This is a genomic window from Acidimicrobiales bacterium (assembly GCA_035533595.1).
Taxonomy (GTDB): Bacteria; Actinomycetota; Acidimicrobiia; order Acidimicrobiales; family Bog-793; genus DATLTN01.
The window spans coordinates 1-19,053 of sequence record DATLTN010000005.1 but is presented as its reverse complement, the minus strand read 5'-3'; the positions used below and the strand labels follow the sequence as shown (position 1 = coordinate 19,053).

The following is a 19,053-nucleotide window of genomic DNA, read 5'->3' as shown; positions in this document are numbered from 1 at the left end:
GAGAGACCGCGCAGCGTGCCCGGTCGGAACGAGCTGAGGAGCCCGATGAGGACTCAGGTGAGACGACCGGCCGAGGCGCCCACCGAGAACTTCATCGCCCTGTACGAGACCCACCACGACGACATCGAGCGCCTCTGCCGCGCGCTCCTCCCCGGCCGCGCCGACGCCGAGGACGCCACCGAGGAGACCTTCGCGAAGGCGTGGCAGGCGCACCTGAACGGGCAACCCGGGGCGGACAGCTACCCCTGGCTACGGGTCGTCGCCCGCAACCACTGCATCGACGTCCTGCGCCGATCCCGCCGCTCTCGTCCAGTCGATGCGCCAACGCTCGACGCGATGAGCACGCCGGTGGAGGGCTGCGATCGATCCATCCTGGCCGGCGTGGACGGGGACCTCGCCCGCGAGTGCGTCCGGAGGGTCGCCCCGTCGCACCGCTCGATCCTGCTGCTGCGCGAGGGCCTCGAGCTCTCCTACCAGGACATCGCCGACCGGGAGGCGATCCCGCTCTCCTCGGTCGAGTCCCGCCTCTACCGGGCGCGCCGCGCGCTGCGTCGTGAGTACCTCGCCCTCGTCGGCCCCGACGGCGTGCTGGCCGGGATCTGGGTGCGGCTGCACGTGAGGTGGTCGGACCTCTACCCTGCGGCATCGCAGACGGTCTCGTGCCTCGCCGAACACAGCGCGCCGGCCGCGGTCCCCGCGTGCGTCGGGCCGGCCTGTGCGATGGGCACGGTCGCCGTTTCGGCCGTCGCAGCGATCGCCGCCTTCGTCCCGGCCCATGTCCTCGGCCACCATCCAGCTCCGGCGACGACACCGGCGCCCGCTGCCGCGCTTGCCGCTCCACGCGTCGGCGCACCGGCCCCGGTGCGCGTGGCAGGCGGCCCCTCCGGTGCGAGGGTGCCGACCGGGCGCCCCGGCACCACCTCGCCACACGCGACACGGCACCTGCGTCCTCACCACGCCTCCCCGACCGTGCCCGCCTCCGCATCCCCGAACACCTCCGCTGGTACCGCTGCGACCTCCCCGACCGTGCTCGCCTCCGCATCCCCGAACACCTCCGCTGGTCCCGCTGCGACCTCTCCGCCCGTGCTCGCGAGCGCGACCCCGTCGGCCGCCGCGTCACCGGGGCCCTCGCCCTCATCGGGGGTGACGACCGCGGCCGTCACCGCGTCGCGCATCCCCTCCACGGCTCCGAGTGGTCAGAACACGAGCGGCGGCGCGAACGCAACGACTTCGCCCGCCGCGATGACCGGTGGAAAGCCATCCGCTGCGCCGAGCGCCACCAGCCAATCGGACGGCTCCGAGGGTGGTGAAGGCCACGGGGCGGCCGGCCCGACGTCGGCGCGCGGCGACGGCAACCAGAGTGCCGCCGCTTCCGCCGCCCATACGAACAACGGCAACAGCAACGCCAACGGCAAAACCGACAGCCTCGGCGCGACCAGCGGGAGCGGCAGAGCCAGCGGTAACGGGGACTGGAATAGCTCTTGGACGTCGCAAGACGCCCATTCGGCCACACCTGCGAAGACGCCGCGCTCGGGCGACCGGGGTTCGGCCGACCGGTCATCGACTTCCACCTATGGCTCGAGCGCACCGGCGAGCGCCGCGTCGACGAGCAACGCACAACCAGGGCCTCCGTCGGTGGCGGCCAACACCGCGAGCACCGTGAACTTTGCGGCGAGCACCACGTCGAGCACGGGGGCTGCCGGCTCGGGGCCCGCGGGGAGCGACGCGAGCGGCTCCGGCACCGGCCAGGCCACCACGCCCCCGCAGAGCGTCAGCTCTCCGCAGAGTGCGAGCTCATCGGCTGGCGGCTGGACGGACAGCGCTTCGTCGAACGCCCCGTCGTCGAACAGCACCGCTTGGGGGGGCACCCCGAGCGGGGCCTACCCGGGCGGCTCCTCGGCTGCCCAGAACTCCGACAGTCAGAACGGCAATTGGGGCGGCCAGTTCGGCAACTGGGGCAACCAGAACGGCGGCAGCGCCGACGGTGGCAACCACGGGCACGATGGCCACGACAACGGTGACCAGCAGCGATAGAGCGCCCGCGCCGGCGTCGTCAGACGCCACCGGCCGTGAGCCGTCAAGAGGCTCCTCGGCGGGCCGGAGCTGCCCGTTCGGGGCTACCTGGTCACGGCGGTCCGATTGTCGACAAGGACCTCGAAGGCGGAGTCGTCGGGGATGAGGTCCCAGCGAACCATCCACTCATAGGTCCGATCGAACTCCGTCGGGTCATAGGGCGCCGGGTCGAGGTAGCGCAGGCGGTTGCGCTTGAAGTCGGAGGGCACCAGCTCGACGATGTCCTTCGGGACGTCCGCGATCATGTGGTGGACATACGGGTAGGGGTCGCTCCGGAGGAGCGCCGCGGCGCGCGAGACCGCCCGATTGATGGCGTCGAAGGTCTCCGGCTCGAGGTCGGGGCTGCCGATCTCGAGGCCGACGTAGTGCGCCTCAGCGAGGATCTTGTAGCCGAGCTTCTCCGAGACGGTGATCCACGGCTCCATGATCGCGATCGCGTCGACGACCCCGTCGCGCAGCGCCTGGAATCGCCCCCCGCCCTGGATGTGGACGACCCTGATCTCCTCGGGTCGGAGGAATCCTTCGAGGGTCTGGATCGCGACGTAGTGCGAGCCGTGGTGGAAGTTCACGCCGACGGGCACGTTCGCGAGGTCCTGGGGGATGTTGGCAGGTGAGTCGGGGCGCACGACGATCGCCTGGCTCGCAGCGGCGGAGCGCTTCGAGATGACCTGACCACCCCGCCCGGTGTCGTGGGCGCGGCGGACCTGACCCCATTCGCAGGCCCGGTAGAGGCTCGTCTCGCCCTCCTCGAAGGGCGAGCGGAAGCCGAACGAACTCACGAGCCGGTGGTCGGTGATGAGCTCGAACCCCCGGGAGGGCGGGAGGGCGCCATCGCGTTTCACGAACTCGACCTCGATGCCTTCCTCGGCGAAGAAGCCCTCGTCTCGCGCCGCGTAGTACGGCAACGAGAAGACCGTGCTGCTGACCTCGCTCACGACTTTTCTCAGCGTCATTCCAATGGACCCCCTCGCGTCGCTCAAGGCTACCGACGTTCAGGTTCCGGGTTCCCGGGAAGCCTCGCCGGGGAACGACCGCCGTCGCTGTCTCCCGCGGCGCCGAGCTTCGCCGAGCGCGCGTCGTGCAGGGCATTGGCGCACGATGACCGTCGGACGGGCATCAAGCCCGGTGCTGCTCCGGGCGCACCCGCCGGACCGGTGGATCCGCCGTGCGGGTCTCGATGGCGGCGGAGCTCCGGCACGGTTCCGCCCCACGGGGTGCTCGCAGGCTCCTCCGTCGTCTGAATGTCCAGGGGAATGCGATAATCACCTCAGTCTCCCGAGACATGGCGGTGATGAGAGTGGTTCGCTGGTTCGGCGTGGGTCACTCTGGGGTCGAAAACGCCAGATCGGCCGGGAACGAAGCCGCCGATCGAGCGCTCGTCGCCGATGATCCGAAGCTACTGGTCGTCTTCGCGGCCGACCGCTACGACCCGACGGAACTGCTCGCCGGCATCCGCGAGCGAGCCGCGGGCGTGCCGCTCATCGGTTGCACCACGGCCGGAGAGTTCTCCCGGGCCGGTCCCGGGGACAACAGTGTCGTGATCATGGCGCTCGGCGGTGACGGTCTCTCCATCGCCACGGCTGCCGGCACCGAAGCCACGCTGCGGCAATCCTCAGAGGTCGTCGCCCGTGCCGCCGAAGCCGTCGCGGACCGGCCACATCGGGTCCTATTCCTCCTCACCGACGGCCTCGCCGGCGATCAACAAGAGGTCGTGCGCGGCGCCTACGGCATCGTCGGCGCGGCGATGCCGCTCGTCGGTGGCTGCGCAGGGGATGACCTGCATATGCACCAGACGAAGCAATTCTTCGGCGACACGGTCCTCACGAACGCCGTCGTCGGCGCGGCCATCGGCTCGGACGGGCCGATCGGCATCGGAGTCCATCACGGGTGGCGCCGCGTCGGTGAACCGATGGTGGTCACGGCGAGCGGGACGAACACGGTGCTCGCGCTCGACGACGAGCCGGCGCTCGACGTCTACCTGCGCGGCCTCAATGCACCGCCGGAGGCGGCCAAGGACTCCGAGGCGTTCACCCATTTCGCGCTGACGCACCCCCTCGGGCTGCAACGCCGAAGCGGCGAGGAAGTGCGATTCGTCTCCGGCGCCAACTTCGAGACCCGCAGCCTGACGTTCGTCGCCAACGTCCCCCAGGGCGGCCTGACGTGGTTCATGGAGGGAGACGCCGACTCGGTGCTCTCGGCCACCGATGCCGCCTGTGCCGACGCGCTCGCACAGCTCGGTGGCGAGCCCCCGCGGGGGATCGTCGCCTTTGACTGCATCGCGCGGCGGGGTGTCCTCGGCGAGGGGATCGACGACGAGGTCGCCCGCATCGGGGCGCGAACGGGCGATGCGGCAATCGCCGGTTTCTACACCTACGGCGAGATCGCCCGGACAGTGGGAACTCGGGGATTTCACAACCAGACACTCGTCGTCCTCGCGCTGGCCTAAGGGCATGGAAACTCCGTCACAGTGGTCGGCACAACAGCTCGCGGAGTTCTTGGTCGCGGTGTCAGCGTTCGCCGACGAGACGAGAGCGGTCCAGGGCGGCATCGAGTTCATCACGGAGGCCTTCGAGGCCGAGGTGGGCGCCCTGATCGACCGCGGCCGGGTGCTCGCGGCGCGCGGGTTCCCGGCCGACCGCACGCCCAACGAGATGCTCGTCGAGTCGGCGCGGGGCGACCGCGACACCGTCGAGATACCAGGGGTGGGGCATTGCGCGGTGCTCTGCGTCCCGATCAATTTCTCGAGAGGCTCGGGGGACCTGCTGGTCGGGCGTTCCGGATCGCCCTTCAGCCGCGAGGAGTCGAGCCTGCTGCGGGCGATGGCGCGGGTGTTGTCGCTCACCCTGCACAACCTGCGCGTCGTCGCCTCGCTGCGAGCGCGCCAGGAGCTGCTCGAACGGCTCGTCGCCATTCAGCGGTCGATCTCGACCCGCGAGCCGGTCACGGGGATCCTCGACGCGATCACCGAGAGCACCTCCGCGTTGCTCGGCGGGGAACTGGTGACGATCCACTTCCGCGAGACCGACGATCCGGGAACGTTGACCGCGGTCTCCACCTATGGGGTTCCGGAGTCGCGAGGCGAGTCGCTGGCGCAGAGGATCGTGGGCGAGGGAGCCGTCGGGCGCGCCGTTGCCGAGAACAGCTTGGTGGTGATCGAGGACTACCAGAGCAATCCGGACGCGGTCCACGAGTCCCTCGCTTTTGGCGTCCAGGCCGCGATGGCGGCGCCGGTGCACGATCACGGCGAGACGGTGGGCGGCATGACGACCTCGTCGCTCGCGGCCGGCCGGCAGTACTCGATGACCGAGCGCGAGCTCCTGCTCTCCTTCGCGGAGCTCGCGAGCCTCGCACTCACGGACGCGAGGACGGTCGACGCGCTCCACTGGGCCGTCGATGATGCCCTCCACCGGGCGCTGCACGATCCGCTCACCGGCCTCGCCAACCGCACGCGCCTCCTCGACCGTCTGGATAACGCCTTCGAGCTCCGCCAGCACGACGAATACGAAGTCTCGGTCCTCTACGTGGATCTCGACGACTTCAAGACGATCAATGACCAATTCGGGCACTCGACGGGCGACCGCGTCCTTGTCGCCGCAGCCGAACAGCTCCTTGCCTCGGTCGGCGAGCACGACACGGTCGCGCGGATCGGCGGTGACGAATTCGCCGTCCTCATCGAGAGCCTCGGGGACCCTGCGGTCGCAAACCGCACCGCAGAACGGATCCTCAACCTGATCAGCGCGCGCAGCGGCATCGGCTCGACCGGTGTGTCGGCCAACGCGAGCATCGGCATCGCTTTCTCGAGCGCCGAGACGCGCTCTCCCGAAGAGGTGCTCCGCAATGCGGACATCGCGATGTACCAGGCCAAGGGGGCCGGCAAGGGCCGTGCGGTCACCTTCGAGGCGGCGATGTATGAGGACCTCCTCGGGCGGATCGAGCTCGAGGCGGATCTCCGTCGGGCAGTCGAGAACGACGAGCTCGAGATCTATTTCCAGCCGATCGTCTCGCTCGAGGACCAGCGCATCGTGGGCGCCGAGACCCTCGCGCGCTGGCAGCACCCGACCCGCGGTTGGGTCACCCCGCTGACGTTCATCCCGCTCGCGGAGACGACCGGGCTGATCCTCCCACTGGGCAGCCAGATCCTGCAGAAGGCCTGCATCTGGTTCGGCAATTGGCAAGCGGCACACCCACAGGCCCCGCGCCTCGGGTTGAGCGTCAACGTCTCGGCATGGCAGATCCAGCGCCCCGAGTTCGCCGACGAGGTCGTGAAGGCGATCGCCGGCACCGGTGTGGCGCCCAGCACCCTGATCCTCGAGATCACCGAAAGCGTGCTCATGCAGGACGTCGACTCGACCCTGACTCGACTTCACGAGCTCAACGGCATGGGACTGCGCCTTGCCATCGACGACTTCGGAACGGGCTTCTCGGCTTTGAGCTACCTGCGACGCTTCCCGGTGGACTTCTTGAAGATCGACCAATCCTTCGTCGCTGCACTCCGCTCGGGTGAGCAGACGATCAGGCAGCTCACCGAGGCGATCCTCGTGCTGGGCTCGTCTCTCGGGATCGAGTGCATCGCCGAGGGCGTGGAAGACGCCGCCGAGCTCAACGCCCTACGCGATCTCGGGTGCAGATGGGGGCAGGGCTGGTATCTCGGCGCCCCTATGCCGCCCGACGAGTTCGGCGAGTACCTCGCCAGCTATCCCCTGGGCGCGATGCCCGATCCGGTGCCCCGGCGCGCGACCCGGGGCCTGCAGGACCAGCAAGGCAGAGCCTGAACGAAGCCTCGAGAAGACCTGCGGCCGTGTACCCCGAGGGACTGGTCGACCCACCCACCCGTGGGTACCGCTGCAGAGCCTGAAACTGTCGTCTCGCTACTCACGCTCTCGGGCGCCCGCCTGGTACTCGTCGGGGCGGGTCACGTCGCCGAACAGCTCGGCTATTCAGGCAGTGTTCGCCAAACGATCGGTCCCCGTTCACCTTGTTTGCACCCTCGGCCTCAATCGCACATGACACGATGGCGCCATGAAATCGTCACGCAGGTCCGCTCATCCCCGAATCCTGAATGGCCGTCACGCGGCCGTCGCCGCCGCGGCCGGCCTCGTAGCCGTCACGGCCCTCGTCCAAGCCGCCGGCGCCTCCCCGGTCGCCCCCGAGGCGAAGCGCGCGCCCGTCTCCGGATCGGTCACCGTCTACGCCGCGCTCACTGCACAGGGCGGCCAGGGCTTTACGAGTGCTTTTGAGTCGGCCTACCCCGGCGTGACGGTGAACATGGTCACCGGCGGGACGGGCGCCCTTGCCACCCAGCTCGCCGCGCAACAGCAGAGCGGCCACGTGCGGGCCGACGTCGTGCTCTTTGCCGACCCGACGGACATGGACTCCCTCGTCTCCGAAGGGATCCTCTCCACCTGGAAGCCCTCGCTCGCGGGGCGGGCGATTCCCGCCGGATACACCGGCAAGGGCTGGGTCGGTGCCTTCACGTTCGAGATGATGATGCTGGAGCATCCCGGGATGGCCAACCCGCCGCTCGAGTGGCCGGCGCTCACCAGCTCCGCCCTCCAGGGACAGCTAGCCATCGGGAGCGCGAGTTACTCAGGGACGACCTTTGGGTGGGCGACCGAGCTGCACACGCTGTTCGGATGGAAGTACTTCCAATCCCTGAAGGCCGGCGGCGTGCGCGTCGAACAGTCAACGACAACGGTCGGCACCGACGTCGCGAGCGGCAAGGACCTCGTGGGGGTAACCCTCGACAGCGTCGCGCGCAGCATCATTGCCCAGGGCGGGAATGTCCAGATGGTCTGGCCGAACGACGGCGCGGTGCCGATCCCGGCCACGGTCGGAATCACCAAAGACAGCGGCAACACAGCGGCAGCGAAGGCGTTCGTCACCTGGCTGCTCTCGCGCAGCGGCCAGGTAGAAGCGGCCAAGCTTGGCTACGACGCCGCCTACTTCGGCGCGACCCCCGCGCACCCGATGCCCAAGCACGAGAAGCAGCTCAACATCAACTGGAGCCGGATCACCGCCGACAAGACGTCAATCCTCGACAGCTTTGCGGGAATCTTTGGTTGAGTGACTCGCTTGCTGGTCTGAGCGCGGAGCGACCGGCGCTCGGCGAACGCCAGCTCCATCGTCTGAAGCTCGGATTACTGGCCGTCGCGGCACTGATCCTCGTCGGCTATCCCCTCGCGGACCTCCTCCGCTCTGCCCTGTCTGGCCCCGGAGGGGGGATTGGCGCCTGGCGCGCGATCGCCGCGCGCCCGGTGGTGACCGCCCTCACCCACACCGTCGTCGTCTCGGCACTCGCGACGATGCTCGCCGGCGCCCTCGGGGTGACGATGGCGCTCCTCGTTGCGCGCAGTGACCTGCCGCTCCGAAGGTGGTTCGGCGGCGCATGGGTCGCGCCTCTCATCGTGCCTGCCTACGTGACCGGAGTCGCGTGGCTCGACGCGTATAGCCGGGCCGGCCTCTCAGACGATCTCGCCCACGTCGCAGTCAACTGGCTGAGCGGACCGGGTGGTGTCGTGCTTCTCCTCGCCCTGCAGGGAGCACCGCTCATCTATCTGCTTGTTTTCGCGGCGCTCCGTTCAGCACGTATCGGGGCGTTCGAGGAAGCGGCCCGCAGCGCTGGCCGCTCACCTATCGGGATCCTCCTCGACATCACCCTGCCGCTCGCGAAGAGCGCGATCGCGGGAGGGATGCTCCTCGTCTTCGTGAGCTCAGCCGCCGACTTCGGGATACCCGCCGTGCTCGCGATCCCGGCCGGCTTCACCACCGTGACGACCGTTATCTACTCCGACCTCAGCTTTGCGGGGGGAGCGAATGCGATCTCCTCGGCGGGCGCGCTCTCGGCCCTCCTCGGCGTGGTCGCGATCGCACTCCTCATCGCGACGAGTCGTGCGAACCGCGGCCGGGCCGGCGCGGGGCCGACCTCCGGCCACGGGGCCACCTCCCGGCCGCTCCTTGCGCTCGGGCGCTTCCGGTTGGTTGCCGCGGCGGGCTGCGCCGCATTCGTCGTCGTCACGACCGCCATCCCGCTCGGGGCGCTGTTCATCACCTCGGTCAGCCCGGGCTTTCGGCTCGTCTTCGCGCCCGTGCGATGGGTCGGCAGCTCCTACGCCTCGGCGCTTTCTGGACAGAATCTTGCTGCCCTCGGCCGCTCCGCGCTGCTGGCGGGGAGCGCCGCCGTCATCGTCGCGCTCGGCGGAGCCTTCGTAGCACTGCTCTTACGGCGGGAGTCACGCCTCGCGAGCGCAGCGGCGCTGCTGCTGTCGCTGCCGTTCGCGTTGCCCGGCTCCGTTGTCGCTATCGCCGTGCTGATCGCGTGGCAGCGCTGGCTGTACGGGTCGTTGTTGATCATCCTCCTCGCCTATGTGGCACGCTTCGCCGTGATCGGCGTACGGACCTCAACGGCGACGCTCGGCGCGCTCTCCGAAGATCTCGTGGAGGCAGCACGGGTGAGCGGTGCGTCCCAGTGGCGAGCGACTCGGGACGTCGTGATGCCCGCCCTGTGGCCGGGCATCGTGACGTCGTTCGCGATCACGTTCCTGTTCGCCGTCCACGAGCTCACGATGTCGTCCTTGCTCTACGGCCCCGCGACCAAGACCTTCGCCGTCGCGGTGCTCGATGCCGAGCAGGCCGGCGAGGTGGCGCTCACCGCCGCGCTGGCGATCGTCGTCACCGCGATCACCGTCATCGTCGCCGGTGCCGCGCTCGCTGTCCGCTCGAGTCGGCGCCTCGTCGTCGCGGACGTCGGCATCGAGATGCCGGCGTGGCAGCCGTGAGGGCCGCACCGGCTGCACCCGAACCGGCGGGCCAAGGCGTGCCGAGCGGCGGCGCTGCGATCGAACTCGCCGGGGTGTCCCTCGCCTATCGGGACCACACGGTCCTCGAGGGAGTCGATCTCGAGATCCGTCCCGGCGAGATCGTCGCCATCGTCGGACCCTCGGGAAGCGGCAAGTCGAGTCTGCTACGAACGATCGCCGGCTTCCTCGAGCCGCTCGACGGCGTGGTCCGCATCAACGGCGGGGTCGTCGCCGCGAGCGGCGTGAACATACCTCCCGAGCGTCGGCGGATCGGCTTCGTCTTCCAGCACTACGCGCTCTGGCCGCACATGACGGTCCGGGAGAACGTCGCCTATCCGTGGAAGACCCGCGGAGTCCGCACCGAGGAGCGCGCTCGGCGCGCGGAGCAGCTGCTCGCGCGGATGGGCCTCGACGGCTTCGGCGACCGCAGCCCGACAACGCTCTCTGGTGGTCAGCAGCAACGCGTCGCACTCGCGCGCGGGCTCGCCGGCGATCCCCGCTTATTGCTGCTCGACGAGCCCCTCTCGAGCGTCGATGCTGCGCGCCGCGACGAGCTGCAGACCCTGATCATCGATGCAGCCCGCGCGCAGCAGCTGACCACGGTGGTAACGACGCATGACCAACGGGAGGCGACGACGCTCGCCGATCGCGTGGTTGTGCTCAGTGCCGGCCGCATCGCGCAGTTCGCAACCCCCGTCGAGCTGTACCAGCACCCCGCCAACGCCTTCGTCGCGAGGTTCATGGGCGCGCTCAACGTCTTCGAAGCGACTGTGGTTGACCGAGGCAACGGGTGGTTGCGCGTCACGCTCCGAGACGGCGCCACGGAGGTGCTCGCCCATGCCGGAGCAGCGGGGTCCGAGGCTCACGACGAGACCTCCGTGGCGGGTGACCGTGTGGTCCTCGTCGCTCGGCCGGAGTCCATCCGACTCGTCGCCGCGGGTGCGGGTGACCAGGACGGCACCGTCGTGCGCTCTGCCCTCGTGGACGGACGAAGCGAGGTGCGCGTCGAGGTGGGAAGCGCTCTTCTGCACGTCTTCGAGACGGGGCTCCCGCAGCGCGAGACGGGTGAGCGTGCCGGTGTCGTGCTCGAGCACTGCCTCGTCCTTCGAGGTGAGGGCGCCCGCACTTCGGGCTGACGGCCGACGCAGCTCCTGGTGGATCCGAGCCGGCGTATTGCTCGTGTTGTTCGGGGCCTTACGCAGCGGGGGAATCGTGCGCCGCAAGGAGGGAGTTTGCCGCCCGGGCAGCGTCCAATCAGGCGAGTCAAAGATCGCTTCTAGGGGCAGGCGAAAGCTTTCGTCCCGGAGCCACTGCGTTCGACGGGCCAGGACCTCGACGACGCGCCCCACCTCACCTCAAACCTCGCAAAGCCCCGCCACCAAGTTCGGACAGCAGGGTCGTCGAGATCGTGTCGACGGTGATGAGGAGCGGCAATGGCCCCGGCAAAACATGGGGGCACACGCCGCTCCGTCAACGATCCCGGCGCCGCCCGATCACGGCGGAGCGTGCCGCAACCCGGAGATGACCCTGTCGCAGGCTGACGGCACCTGTCGCGAGAACGATCTCGGTGGCGAGCGTAGGAATCTCCTGTTCCTCATCGGAGAAGTTGGCCAGCACGTCGAAGCCTTCTCGCCGCACTGCGATCCACCGCTGTTCCTCGTCGTAGGTGACAACCACGTTGTCGAGCTGCCCCTCTTGGAGCTCCGGGTGTTCGCGACGCAGGCGCAGGAGCTCGCGGTAGCGCGACAAACACGCCAGATGACCTTCCTCGAGCAGCTCTCCCCAGTCGAGCTTGGCGTGCGCGAAGGTCGCTGGGTCCTGCGGGTCGGGCATCGTCTCAACGTCCCAGCCATGCGCCGCGAACTCCGCGATGCGACCGTCGCGCACCTCCTCCCCGAGGGCAGCATCGGGATGCGACGTGAAGAACGGCCACGGAGACGAGGCGCCCCACTCCTCGCCCATGAACAGCATCGGCACAAAGGGCGACGCGAGCAGGAGCACCATTCCCACCTCGAGCAGCGAGCGGCTCGTGAGCGCGCTGAGCCGATCCCCGCCGGCGCGGTTCCCGACCTGGTCGTGGTCCTGCAAGTAGCCGAGCAGATGACGCCCCGTGGTCGCCGGACTTACCTGTCGACCATGCACTCGGCCGCGGAATGCCGAATACGTCCCATCGTGGAAGAAGGCGTGCCGGAGCACCTTGGCCAACGCGCCGATGCTGCCGAAGTCGACGTAATACCCCTGCCGCTCGCCGGTGAGGAGGGCGTGCAGGCAGTGATGGACGTCGTCGTCCCATTGCGCGTCGAGACCCCAGCCACCGTCGGCGACCGGCGTCCAGGTGATCGGATCGTTGAGATCGGATTCCGCGATGAGCAGCAGACGCCGGCCGAGCACGTGCTCGAGGGCGCCGACGCGCTCGGAGAGCTCGGCAAGGACGTGGCGCGGTGAGGAGTCGGAGAGCGCGTGCACCGCGTCGAGACGCAGACCGTCAATGTGGAAATCGGTCAACCAGCTGCAGGCGTTGTCGAGGATGTACGCCCGCACCTCCTCAGCACCCGTCTCGTCGAGGTTGACGTGCTCGCCCCAGGTGTTCGCGCCGGACTTGAGGTACGGCCCGAACCGGGGGAGGACATTGCCGTCGCTCGAGAGGTGGTTGTAGACGACATCGAGGACCACCGCGAGCCCCCGCCGGTGACATGCGTCGACGAGGCGATGCAACCCGTCCGGTCCGCCGTAGGCCTCGTGCACTGCGTACCAGAGGGCCCCGTCGTAGCCCCAGTTCCAGGATCCGTTGAAGTCGTTGACCGGCAGCAGCTCGACGTGGGTGACGCCGAGCTCGACGAGGTGATCGAGGTGGCCGACCACGCCGTCGAAGGTTCCTTCGGCGCTGAAGGTTCCGACGTGCAGCTCATAGAAGACGGCTCCGGCGAGGTCGCGCCCGTTCCACCCCTCGTCGGACCACGGTGCCTCGTCGCGCCAGAAGCGGCTCGGGCCCTCCACGCCTTGCGGCTGCCAACGAGCGCGCGGGTCGGGGAGAACCCCCTCGCCGTCGTCGAGGAGAAAGCCATAGTCGCGCCCACCGGCGACCGAACGTGTCTCGATCCACCACCAACCGCGGTCACCTCGGACCATCTCTTCGACCGCTGCATCGGCCTCCTCAGGCTGGCGGCTCCAGAGTCGGACGCGGCTCGCTCGCGGCGCCCAGACCGTCAGGCGACCCATGCGGCCTCGGGCACGAGTAGGGCACAGGGTTGGCCGCCGAGCAGCACGTCAACGGCGGTGCGTCCCCGGTGGACGGTGCCGCTCAGCACCTCCCGCAGTGGTTCGTCCGGCAGGTCGACCCAGCTCGCCCCCCAACCACCGCGCTCAGCGAGCGCGACCGGGAGCCTGGTCGCGAGCGTGAGTGCCCCTCCCCTGTCGAATGCGATGAGGTGCGCGGCGGCCTCCCCTCCGGTGGGAAGGGGGCGGTAGCTCGTAAAGAGGTCGGAGTGATCGCGACGGGCGATCAGGCACCGATGCGTCAGCCAGAGCTTGAGGCGCCTCCCGCCCCGCGGCGGCCTCGGGGCGTGGGCGAGGTCTTCCAGCATCCTTTCGCGCAGCGCGAAGTCAACCGGTGTGCGGTTGTCGGGGTCGACGAGCGAGGCGCCGAGCAGCTCCGTCCCCTGGTAGCAGTCGGGCACACCCGGCATCGTGAGCTGCACCAGCTTCTGGCTGCAAGCGTTCGACCAGCCGGCAGCCGAGATCCGGCGCGTGAAACGGCGCACAGCCGACACCACGGCCTCGTCGTCGTAGAGCTGGTCGACGGCCTCGTGCACCCGCCGCTCGTAGCCCAGGTCGGGGCGGCGCCAGCTGGTGTCGATGGAGGCCTCGCGCATCGCCTTCTCGGCGTAGGCGTGCAACCGGTTGCGCCCGATCGGCATCACCGCGACAGCAGTCTGACAGAGCAGATAGCCGAAGCTCCGGTTCGGCACCGGGGCGCGGTCCAACAGTGACACGGCGAGCTCGGCAAATTCGAGGGGGAGCTCGGCGAGCACGGCGAGGCGGGCGCGCACGTCCTCACCGCGCTTGGTGTCGTGGGTGGAAAGCGTGGTCATGCCGTCGGGATGGCGATGCTGCCGACGAGCCATCGCCACATGGAAGTCATCGAGAGCGAGGCCGAACACGCCGGGATCGCTGCCGACCTCGTTCAGGGCGATGCAGCGCGAGTAGCGGTAGAAGGCGGTGTCCTCCACCCCCTTCGCGGTCACGGCCACGGTGAGCTGCTGAAAACGGACGGCCAGCTCGTCGGCCGGATCGTGCAGGCGGCTTGCAAGGTGGCGCACGGCGTCCGCGAGCTGAGGACGTCGGGCCTCCGCGGCCGCGAGGGCATCGTCGAGGTCGCTGCGCCCGGCAGGCAGGTACGAGCGGTAATGCGGGAAGGCAACGGCGACTTCGACGAGGGCGTCAGCGGCACAGCGCTCCTCGGGGACAAGCCGCGCCAGGCGACGCACCTCCGAGGAGAGGATCGTCGTCGCGACGTGGCGCTTGCCGGCCTCGACGTGGTCCGTCCAGCTCCGGTCGTCCCCCGTCACCTCGCGGTAGCAGCGATCGACGACAGCCTCGGCGGAGGGATCGATCATGACGCCGTTGACCTCGCGGAGCGCGTCGTAGCCCGTGGTGCCAGCGACCGGCCAGCGGTGCGGGAACACCTCGCCCTGCCCCAGGATCTTCTCGACGACGATCCATTGGCTCGGCGCTGCGGCACGCAGCCGCTCGAGGTAGCGGTCGGGATCCGTGAGGCCGTCCGGGTGGTCGACTCGAAGCCCGACGACCCCCGGCATGCGCGCGAGCTCGAGGACGAGGCGATGGCTCGCGTCGAAGACCGACTCGTCCTCCACCCGGATTCCGGCGAGCTTGCTCACCGCGAAGAACCGTCGAAAATTGAGCTCGCTGTCCGCCGCGCGATCGGGCAGCAGCTCGTAGTGCTGCGCTTGGAGCAGCGTGCGTAACGGTTCGTCCATCCGGACCGGAGCCGCGAGCGGATACTTGCGCTCGCCGTACACGAGTACGTCTCCTTCGACGCCGAGCTCGGACACGGCCACCTTGTCGGAGAGTGCCGGGATGCTCACCTTGCCGTTCCTCGCAGCGAAGTCGACGTCGAACCATCGCGCCGCCTCCCCGTCCGGGCCATCGCGCAGCAGGGCCCACCACCAACCGTTCTCCTGCGGTGGATCCACGCTCATGTGGTTCGGCACAATGTCGAGCACGATGCCGAGGTGCGCCTCGAGCGCGGCCTGGCGAAGCTGCTCGAAGCCGAGCTGACCGCCGCGCGCGCGGTCCACTCGCGAGTGGTCGACCACGTCGTACCCATGCCCTGAGCCCTCGGCCGCCTGCAGAATCGGGGAGAGGTACAACGCGCCGATGCCGAGTTTGGCGAGATAGGGCACGGCGTCGGCCGCGTCCCGGAGCGTGAATTCTCCGTTCAGCTGCAGTCGGTACGTCGACGCTGGACCGTCAGGCGAGACCGGCCCGTTGTCCCCACGTCCGCTCGAGGCACATCCGGTCACCACCACTCGGAATTACCCTGCGTATCCCCTACCTCGAAGAACGCCGCCCGTTCATGAGTCGTCACGTCAGGTCATCTGGTCGCGCTGCTGCTTCGCCCGCGCCGCGCCGATCTCGGTCTTCACGTCCTTGCGCTCCTCCGGAGGGGGAAGGACGGCCGGCACGCCGAGCGACTCGAGCCAGAGTTCCCGTCCCCAGCCCGTCGAGTGGTACAGGTGCTCGTCCTCCTCCTCCTCGACCTCGCCGTGGGCTTCACGCAGTGCCTTCCCCTCCTCGCCGTGGACCCGGGTCAACAGCTCGCCGATCAGCTCCCAGTTGAGGTGGTCCTTCGTCTCGCCCAAGGTGACGCACTCGGCGGCCACTAGCTGCGCGGCCTCAGGCGGACCCGCCTCGAGTACGAGCTCCATGGCGCCTACGAGCGCCTCGCCGATTTTCCGCACCGCGGACCGTCCGGGAGACTCGGCCTCGAGCTCGAGGCCGAACGCGCGCACGACCCCCTCCATCAGCTCGACGTGGTGGGTCGTCTGTTCGTGGTACTTCTCGAACTCCTCACGCAAGTCGTCGTTCACGGCACAACGGATCGCTACCTCGTAGATCCTCATGCCTCCCCGCTCGGTCTCGAGACCCTGTAGGAGTAGTTCGTGCAGCTGTTCGTCGTTCACGACCCCTCCGTTTCTCTCACGGCCCCGTGCCGCAGCAAGACAATCCCCGGCGTGCAGATCCCTAAACCCTTTGCCACCCAGGAGTACGCCGCGCCGGCGATCAGCTCGGGGAGTGCGCCGCTGCGGGGCGTCAAGCGCTCCCGTATCGCCGGTGGACGCGTCACCGGCTCTCCTGCTGCAGTTCGACGTCATCGCGTCAGCCGCTGGTGCGGGGCAACTGACCCTCGATCCTGAAATGCGGAGACGGCTTAGATCGCTCGTTGAAGCTCAACGCCATCCGCAACGAGGGCGTTGCCCTGAGCGGCTCGCTGCGGAAGCTGTTCCTGCCAGCGAGACGGCAGAGTGCCTAGACCCACTGGGAGCACACGCCCTTGCGACCCGGCAGTCGTCGCCGGGCGGCGGGCCAAGGCTGACCAATTCATGCTCGCCGCCGAGGTCATCGATAACTTCCTCGATGACGACGATCTGACCGACGCCTACGTCACGCTCTTGATCCACGCCGGCATCGCTGCCGCTGACGTGATCTGTTGCGTGCGGCTGGGCGAGCACGCCATGGGAGAGAGGCACGTGGAGGCAGCGCAACTCCTCGCCGCGGTCGACAAAGGCCTCGCCGATGACCTTGCAACGCTCCTTGGACTGAAGATCAAGTCTGGCTACAGCCACAATCCCGTGAGCGCAGACGACGTCAGGCGAGTCCAACGCGCGGCAAAGCGTCTCGTCGAGACAGCCAGGGCAACCGTCTAGAGCACCGAGCTATGTCCCGCTCGCGCGTGGCGCCCCAACGTCGGGACGCTCCCCTCGCCCCCACTTGTCCGGCAGCCGATCCGGCACGAACAGCCCGTCATCCCGCTCGACGGCCATCCCCCCTGTATCGGAAGCTGTATCGCGCCACTTTCGGAAGAAGTGAGCCGTGTCGTCTCAGCCGAGCCAGGAGCTGTCCATTGACGACCGGAGCGAATGACTGGGCTCCCTTGTGGTTGTCGCTGGGGGTTGTGGCGCATGGCGCGAGCACGACGTCGGCGGTTCGCAGCACATGTGTGTTATATACTATCTATGTTATGAACTCCCGAGGCCGCCGCTGTGGTTGACTTCCTCCCACGCCGACAGACGACTCCCGCTTTCGCTTGTCCCCCGAGATCAGCGGCTGGCTCGATCGAGCCAAGTCGCTTAGCGACGCGGAACGAAGGCAGTTCTTGGGGCGATTGCGCAGGCTCCTTGACGACCTCGCCGAGGCGAATGGCTTGGCCGACGGCGTCAGGTTCTTCCACGAAGGGGCGAGCCTGCGTACTGCGTACCTCCACGTCGAGGGCGTCGACAGGGCGGTCAGCTACTACGTCACTCCGTCCAGTGACTTCGCTCTGCTCACCACCTTCCCCATCGAGGAGGGTACATACGCCGAAGAGCTCGAGCGCGCCCGGAAGGTCATGGAGCTCTGTGCCGAGCGGTATCACCATGCGCCCGAGAACCTCTAAGCGAGGGGACACCTAATGGAGCAGTACCGCACGTTTGAGGAATTCGACAAGACGCTGGAGGACGACCCCCGGACGTTTCGTGAGTACGCCACGGCGAACCTGGCGGCACGTCTCGGATACGTCATTCGAGTGGCGCGGCTCCACTTCGGGCACCGGACCCAAAGCGACATGGCGGCGATGATGCGCACCACTCAGTCTGGAATTGCCCGGCTCGAGGGAGGGGCGAACGTCCCGACAGTGGAGACGCTTGCCCGAGTCTCGGAAGCCCTCGGGCAGTACCTCGTTATCGGCGTTCTTGATGAGGGCGAGGTAAAGGAGGCTGGGCTGTTCGACAAGCTCGGTAGCGGCCGGGTCGTCCTCATCGCCTCCAACCACGTCGACAGCGTCGTGACGGACGTCGACTCCTCGGAAGTCGAAGGGATTGGCTTGGCGCAGCGATTCTTCGGGCGCCCTCGGGGTGAGACCCCGGCCGAGCATGAGCGGCGTGAACTAGCCGGAGGTAATGCCTGAGCCTTGTTCGCCCGTGGGCGCGTCGGAGGACGCTCCTGAACCTCGTTCGCCGGCGGGCGGACAGGCGGCGGCGGCCGACTTAGGCCGCGGAATCGGCGGAACGGGGACGCCTTCCTTGCTGCGGTCACCCCCGTCGAACACTGCTTTTGCATCGCCGATCTGCCGGCGACGCTTCCTGATCCGCACCCAACCGAACACGGCAGCGACTAGCCACAGGACCTCGAGACCGATCACACCCCGTCCCGCCCACGAGAACCCTCGGTGGACTAGCAACGCGATGGTTTCTTGGCCGAAGGTCAGTACCCCGAGAGTCGGGATGATGGCGAGGGCGTACACGGCAATCCGAAGATTGCGGAGCTCTCCGAGGTCGTCGCGAAGCGCGCTTCGCTTTAGGAAGATGAGCTCACTGACCTTCCGGTCGGGGGCTGTGATCTTCGGGATGATAAAAGGCGCCCACGCGGCGTAGACCCCGATAAGTGGCCCTGAAACCGCGAGAACCGCATCTGCCTCGCTCATACGCCCATACCCCACTTTCGATAACGGCGGGATCACGCTGGCGGAGCCCGGCGCGGTGCACGGCGTGATGTTCGTCCGCCGAAGATGGCGCGGCAAATGCAAGATCCCGAGTGGGTCGACCCCCGACGGGCTGAGAGGCCGTGGGAACGCGAGGAGGACGTGTCTCTCCTCAATTCCATCCTGGAGCTTCCGCACTGCGCCGCAAGTGAGCGGATGAAAAACGATCCACAAAACACCAACAGTCCCGAGTGTGCACGCCCAGCTGTATCGGAGGCTGTATCCGCCACTTCGGAGAAGTGAGCCATCTCGATACAGCCGAGCCCTGGACATTAGGGCTCTGACGAGGCTGTCGCACGAACCTTGGGGTCCCACCTTCCTACGGGGCCGCGCGGGAGAATTGATCATGCCGATCAACCTCCGCGAAAGCGATCGTGACCAGCTGTTCTTGCTGCCTCCGTCGGTCGCCGACTGGCTCCCCGAGGA

Annotated in this window: 14 protein-coding genes; 9 read left to right on the top strand and 5 right to left on the bottom strand. The window is 68.4% G+C overall.

Features of this window, described 5'->3' with window-relative positions; translation table 11 throughout:
- Nucleotides 1-57: 57 nt before the first annotated feature.
- Complete coding sequence (locus tag VNF07_01000; protein ID HVB04816.1) at nucleotides 58-2,034, top strand: sigma-70 family RNA polymerase sigma factor; 1,977 nt, start codon at nucleotides 58-60, stop codon at nucleotides 2,032-2,034.
- 83 nt (nucleotides 2,035-2,117) lie between these two features.
- On the opposite strand, the gene VNF07_00995 is transcribed toward VNF07_01000, so the two are convergent.
- On the bottom strand, nucleotides 2,118-3,008 hold the full coding sequence (locus tag VNF07_00995) for a hypothetical protein (GenBank protein HVB04815.1): 891 nt from the start codon (nucleotides 3,006-3,008) through the stop codon (nucleotides 2,118-2,120).
- A gap of 242 nt (nucleotides 3,009-3,250) precedes the next feature.
- On the opposite strand from VNF07_00995, the gene VNF07_00990 reads away from it, so the two are divergent.
- The 5 genes from VNF07_00990 (at nucleotide 3,251) to VNF07_00970 (ending at nucleotide 11,005) form a co-directional block, all read left to right on the top strand.
- Nucleotides 3,251-4,519 (top strand): FIST N-terminal domain-containing protein, encoded by a 1,269-nt coding sequence (locus VNF07_00990; protein ID HVB04814.1) that lies wholly within the window; start codon nucleotides 3,251-3,253, stop codon nucleotides 4,517-4,519.
- Nucleotides 4,520-4,577: 58 nt separating this feature from the next.
- On the top strand, nucleotides 4,578-6,845 hold the full coding sequence (locus VNF07_00985; protein ID HVB04813.1) for a GGDEF domain-containing protein: 2,268 nt from the start codon (nucleotides 4,578-4,580) through the stop codon (nucleotides 6,843-6,845).
- 247 nt (nucleotides 6,846-7,092) lie between these two features.
- Nucleotides 7,093-8,136 carry an extracellular solute-binding protein gene (locus VNF07_00980; GenBank protein HVB04812.1) on the top strand — a complete coding sequence of 348 codons (1,044 nt, stop codon included), beginning with the start codon at nucleotides 7,093-7,095 and terminating at the stop codon, nucleotides 8,134-8,136.
- Nucleotides 8,133-9,848 carry an iron ABC transporter permease gene (locus VNF07_00975; protein HVB04811.1) on the top strand — a complete coding sequence of 572 codons (1,716 nt, stop codon included), beginning with the start codon at nucleotides 8,133-8,135 and terminating at the stop codon, nucleotides 9,846-9,848. Before VNF07_00980 ends, VNF07_00975 begins: the two co-directional genes overlap by 4 nt.
- 74 nt (nucleotides 9,849-9,922) lie before the next feature.
- A complete protein-coding gene (locus VNF07_00970) occupies nucleotides 9,923-11,005 on the top strand; it encodes an ABC transporter ATP-binding protein (GenBank protein ID HVB04810.1) in 1,083 nt (360 codons plus the stop codon).
- Nucleotides 11,006-11,339: 334 nt separating this feature from the next.
- Here the strand turns inward: VNF07_00970 and treZ are convergent, their stop codons facing one another.
- From treZ to VNF07_00955, 3 genes are all read right to left on the bottom strand, one after another.
- Complete coding sequence (gene treZ / locus VNF07_00965; protein HVB04809.1) at nucleotides 11,340-13,088, bottom strand: malto-oligosyltrehalose trehalohydrolase; 1,749 nt, start codon at nucleotides 13,086-13,088, stop codon at nucleotides 11,340-11,342.
- Entirely contained in the window at nucleotides 13,076-15,412 is a 2,337-nt protein-coding gene (treY, locus tag VNF07_00960; protein HVB04808.1) for a malto-oligosyltrehalose synthase, read from the bottom strand. Before treY ends, treZ begins: the two co-directional genes overlap by 13 nt.
- Before the next feature lie 66 nt (nucleotides 15,413-15,478).
- Nucleotides 15,479-16,072 carry a hypothetical protein gene (locus tag VNF07_00955; GenBank protein HVB04807.1) on the bottom strand — a complete coding sequence of 198 codons (594 nt, stop codon included), beginning with the start codon at nucleotides 16,070-16,072 and terminating at the stop codon, nucleotides 15,479-15,481.
- Nucleotides 16,073-16,492: 420 nt separating this feature from the next.
- On the opposite strand from VNF07_00955, the gene VNF07_00950 reads away from it, so the two are divergent.
- The 3 genes from VNF07_00950 to VNF07_00940 all read left to right on the top strand — a co-directional run bounded on the left by VNF07_00950 (nucleotide 16,493) and on the right by VNF07_00940 (nucleotide 18,054).
- Entirely contained in the window at nucleotides 16,493-16,816 is a 324-nt protein-coding gene (locus VNF07_00950; protein ID HVB04806.1) for a hypothetical protein, read from the top strand.
- A 380-nt stretch (nucleotides 16,817-17,196) separates the two neighbouring features.
- Nucleotides 17,197-17,544 carry a hypothetical protein gene (locus VNF07_00945; protein ID HVB04805.1) on the top strand — a complete coding sequence of 116 codons (348 nt, stop codon included), beginning with the start codon at nucleotides 17,197-17,199 and terminating at the stop codon, nucleotides 17,542-17,544.
- Between the two features lie 15 nt (nucleotides 17,545-17,559).
- Complete coding sequence (locus tag VNF07_00940) at nucleotides 17,560-18,054, top strand: helix-turn-helix transcriptional regulator (protein HVB04804.1); 495 nt, start codon at nucleotides 17,560-17,562, stop codon at nucleotides 18,052-18,054.
- Here the strand turns inward: VNF07_00940 and VNF07_00935 are convergent.
- Entirely contained in the window at nucleotides 18,034-18,570 is a 537-nt protein-coding gene (locus VNF07_00935) for a hypothetical protein (GenBank protein ID HVB04803.1), read from the bottom strand. The genes VNF07_00940 and VNF07_00935 overlap by 21 nt on opposite strands.
- Nucleotides 18,571-19,053 lie beyond the last annotated feature (483 nt).

Coding starts and splice junctions, on each gene's coding strand:
- VNF07_00935 (HVB04803.1), bottom strand. CDS start 18,570: ATGAGCGAGGCAGATGCGGTTCTCGCGGTTTCAGGGCCACTTATCGGG.
- VNF07_00950 (HVB04806.1), top strand. CDS start 16,493: ATGCTCGCCGCCGAGGTCATCGATAACTTCCTCGATGACGACGATCTG.
- VNF07_00990 (HVB04814.1), top strand. CDS start 3,251: ATGGCGGCGGAGCTCCGGCACGGTTCCGCCCCACGGGGTGCTCGCAGG.
- VNF07_00980 (HVB04812.1), top strand. CDS start 7,093: ATGAAATCGTCACGCAGGTCCGCTCATCCCCGAATCCTGAATGGCCGT.
- treZ (HVB04809.1), bottom strand. CDS start 13,088: ATGGGTCGCCTGACGGTCTGGGCGCCGCGAGCGAGCCGCGTCCGACTC.
- VNF07_00940 (HVB04804.1), top strand. CDS start 17,560: ATGGAGCAGTACCGCACGTTTGAGGAATTCGACAAGACGCTGGAGGAC.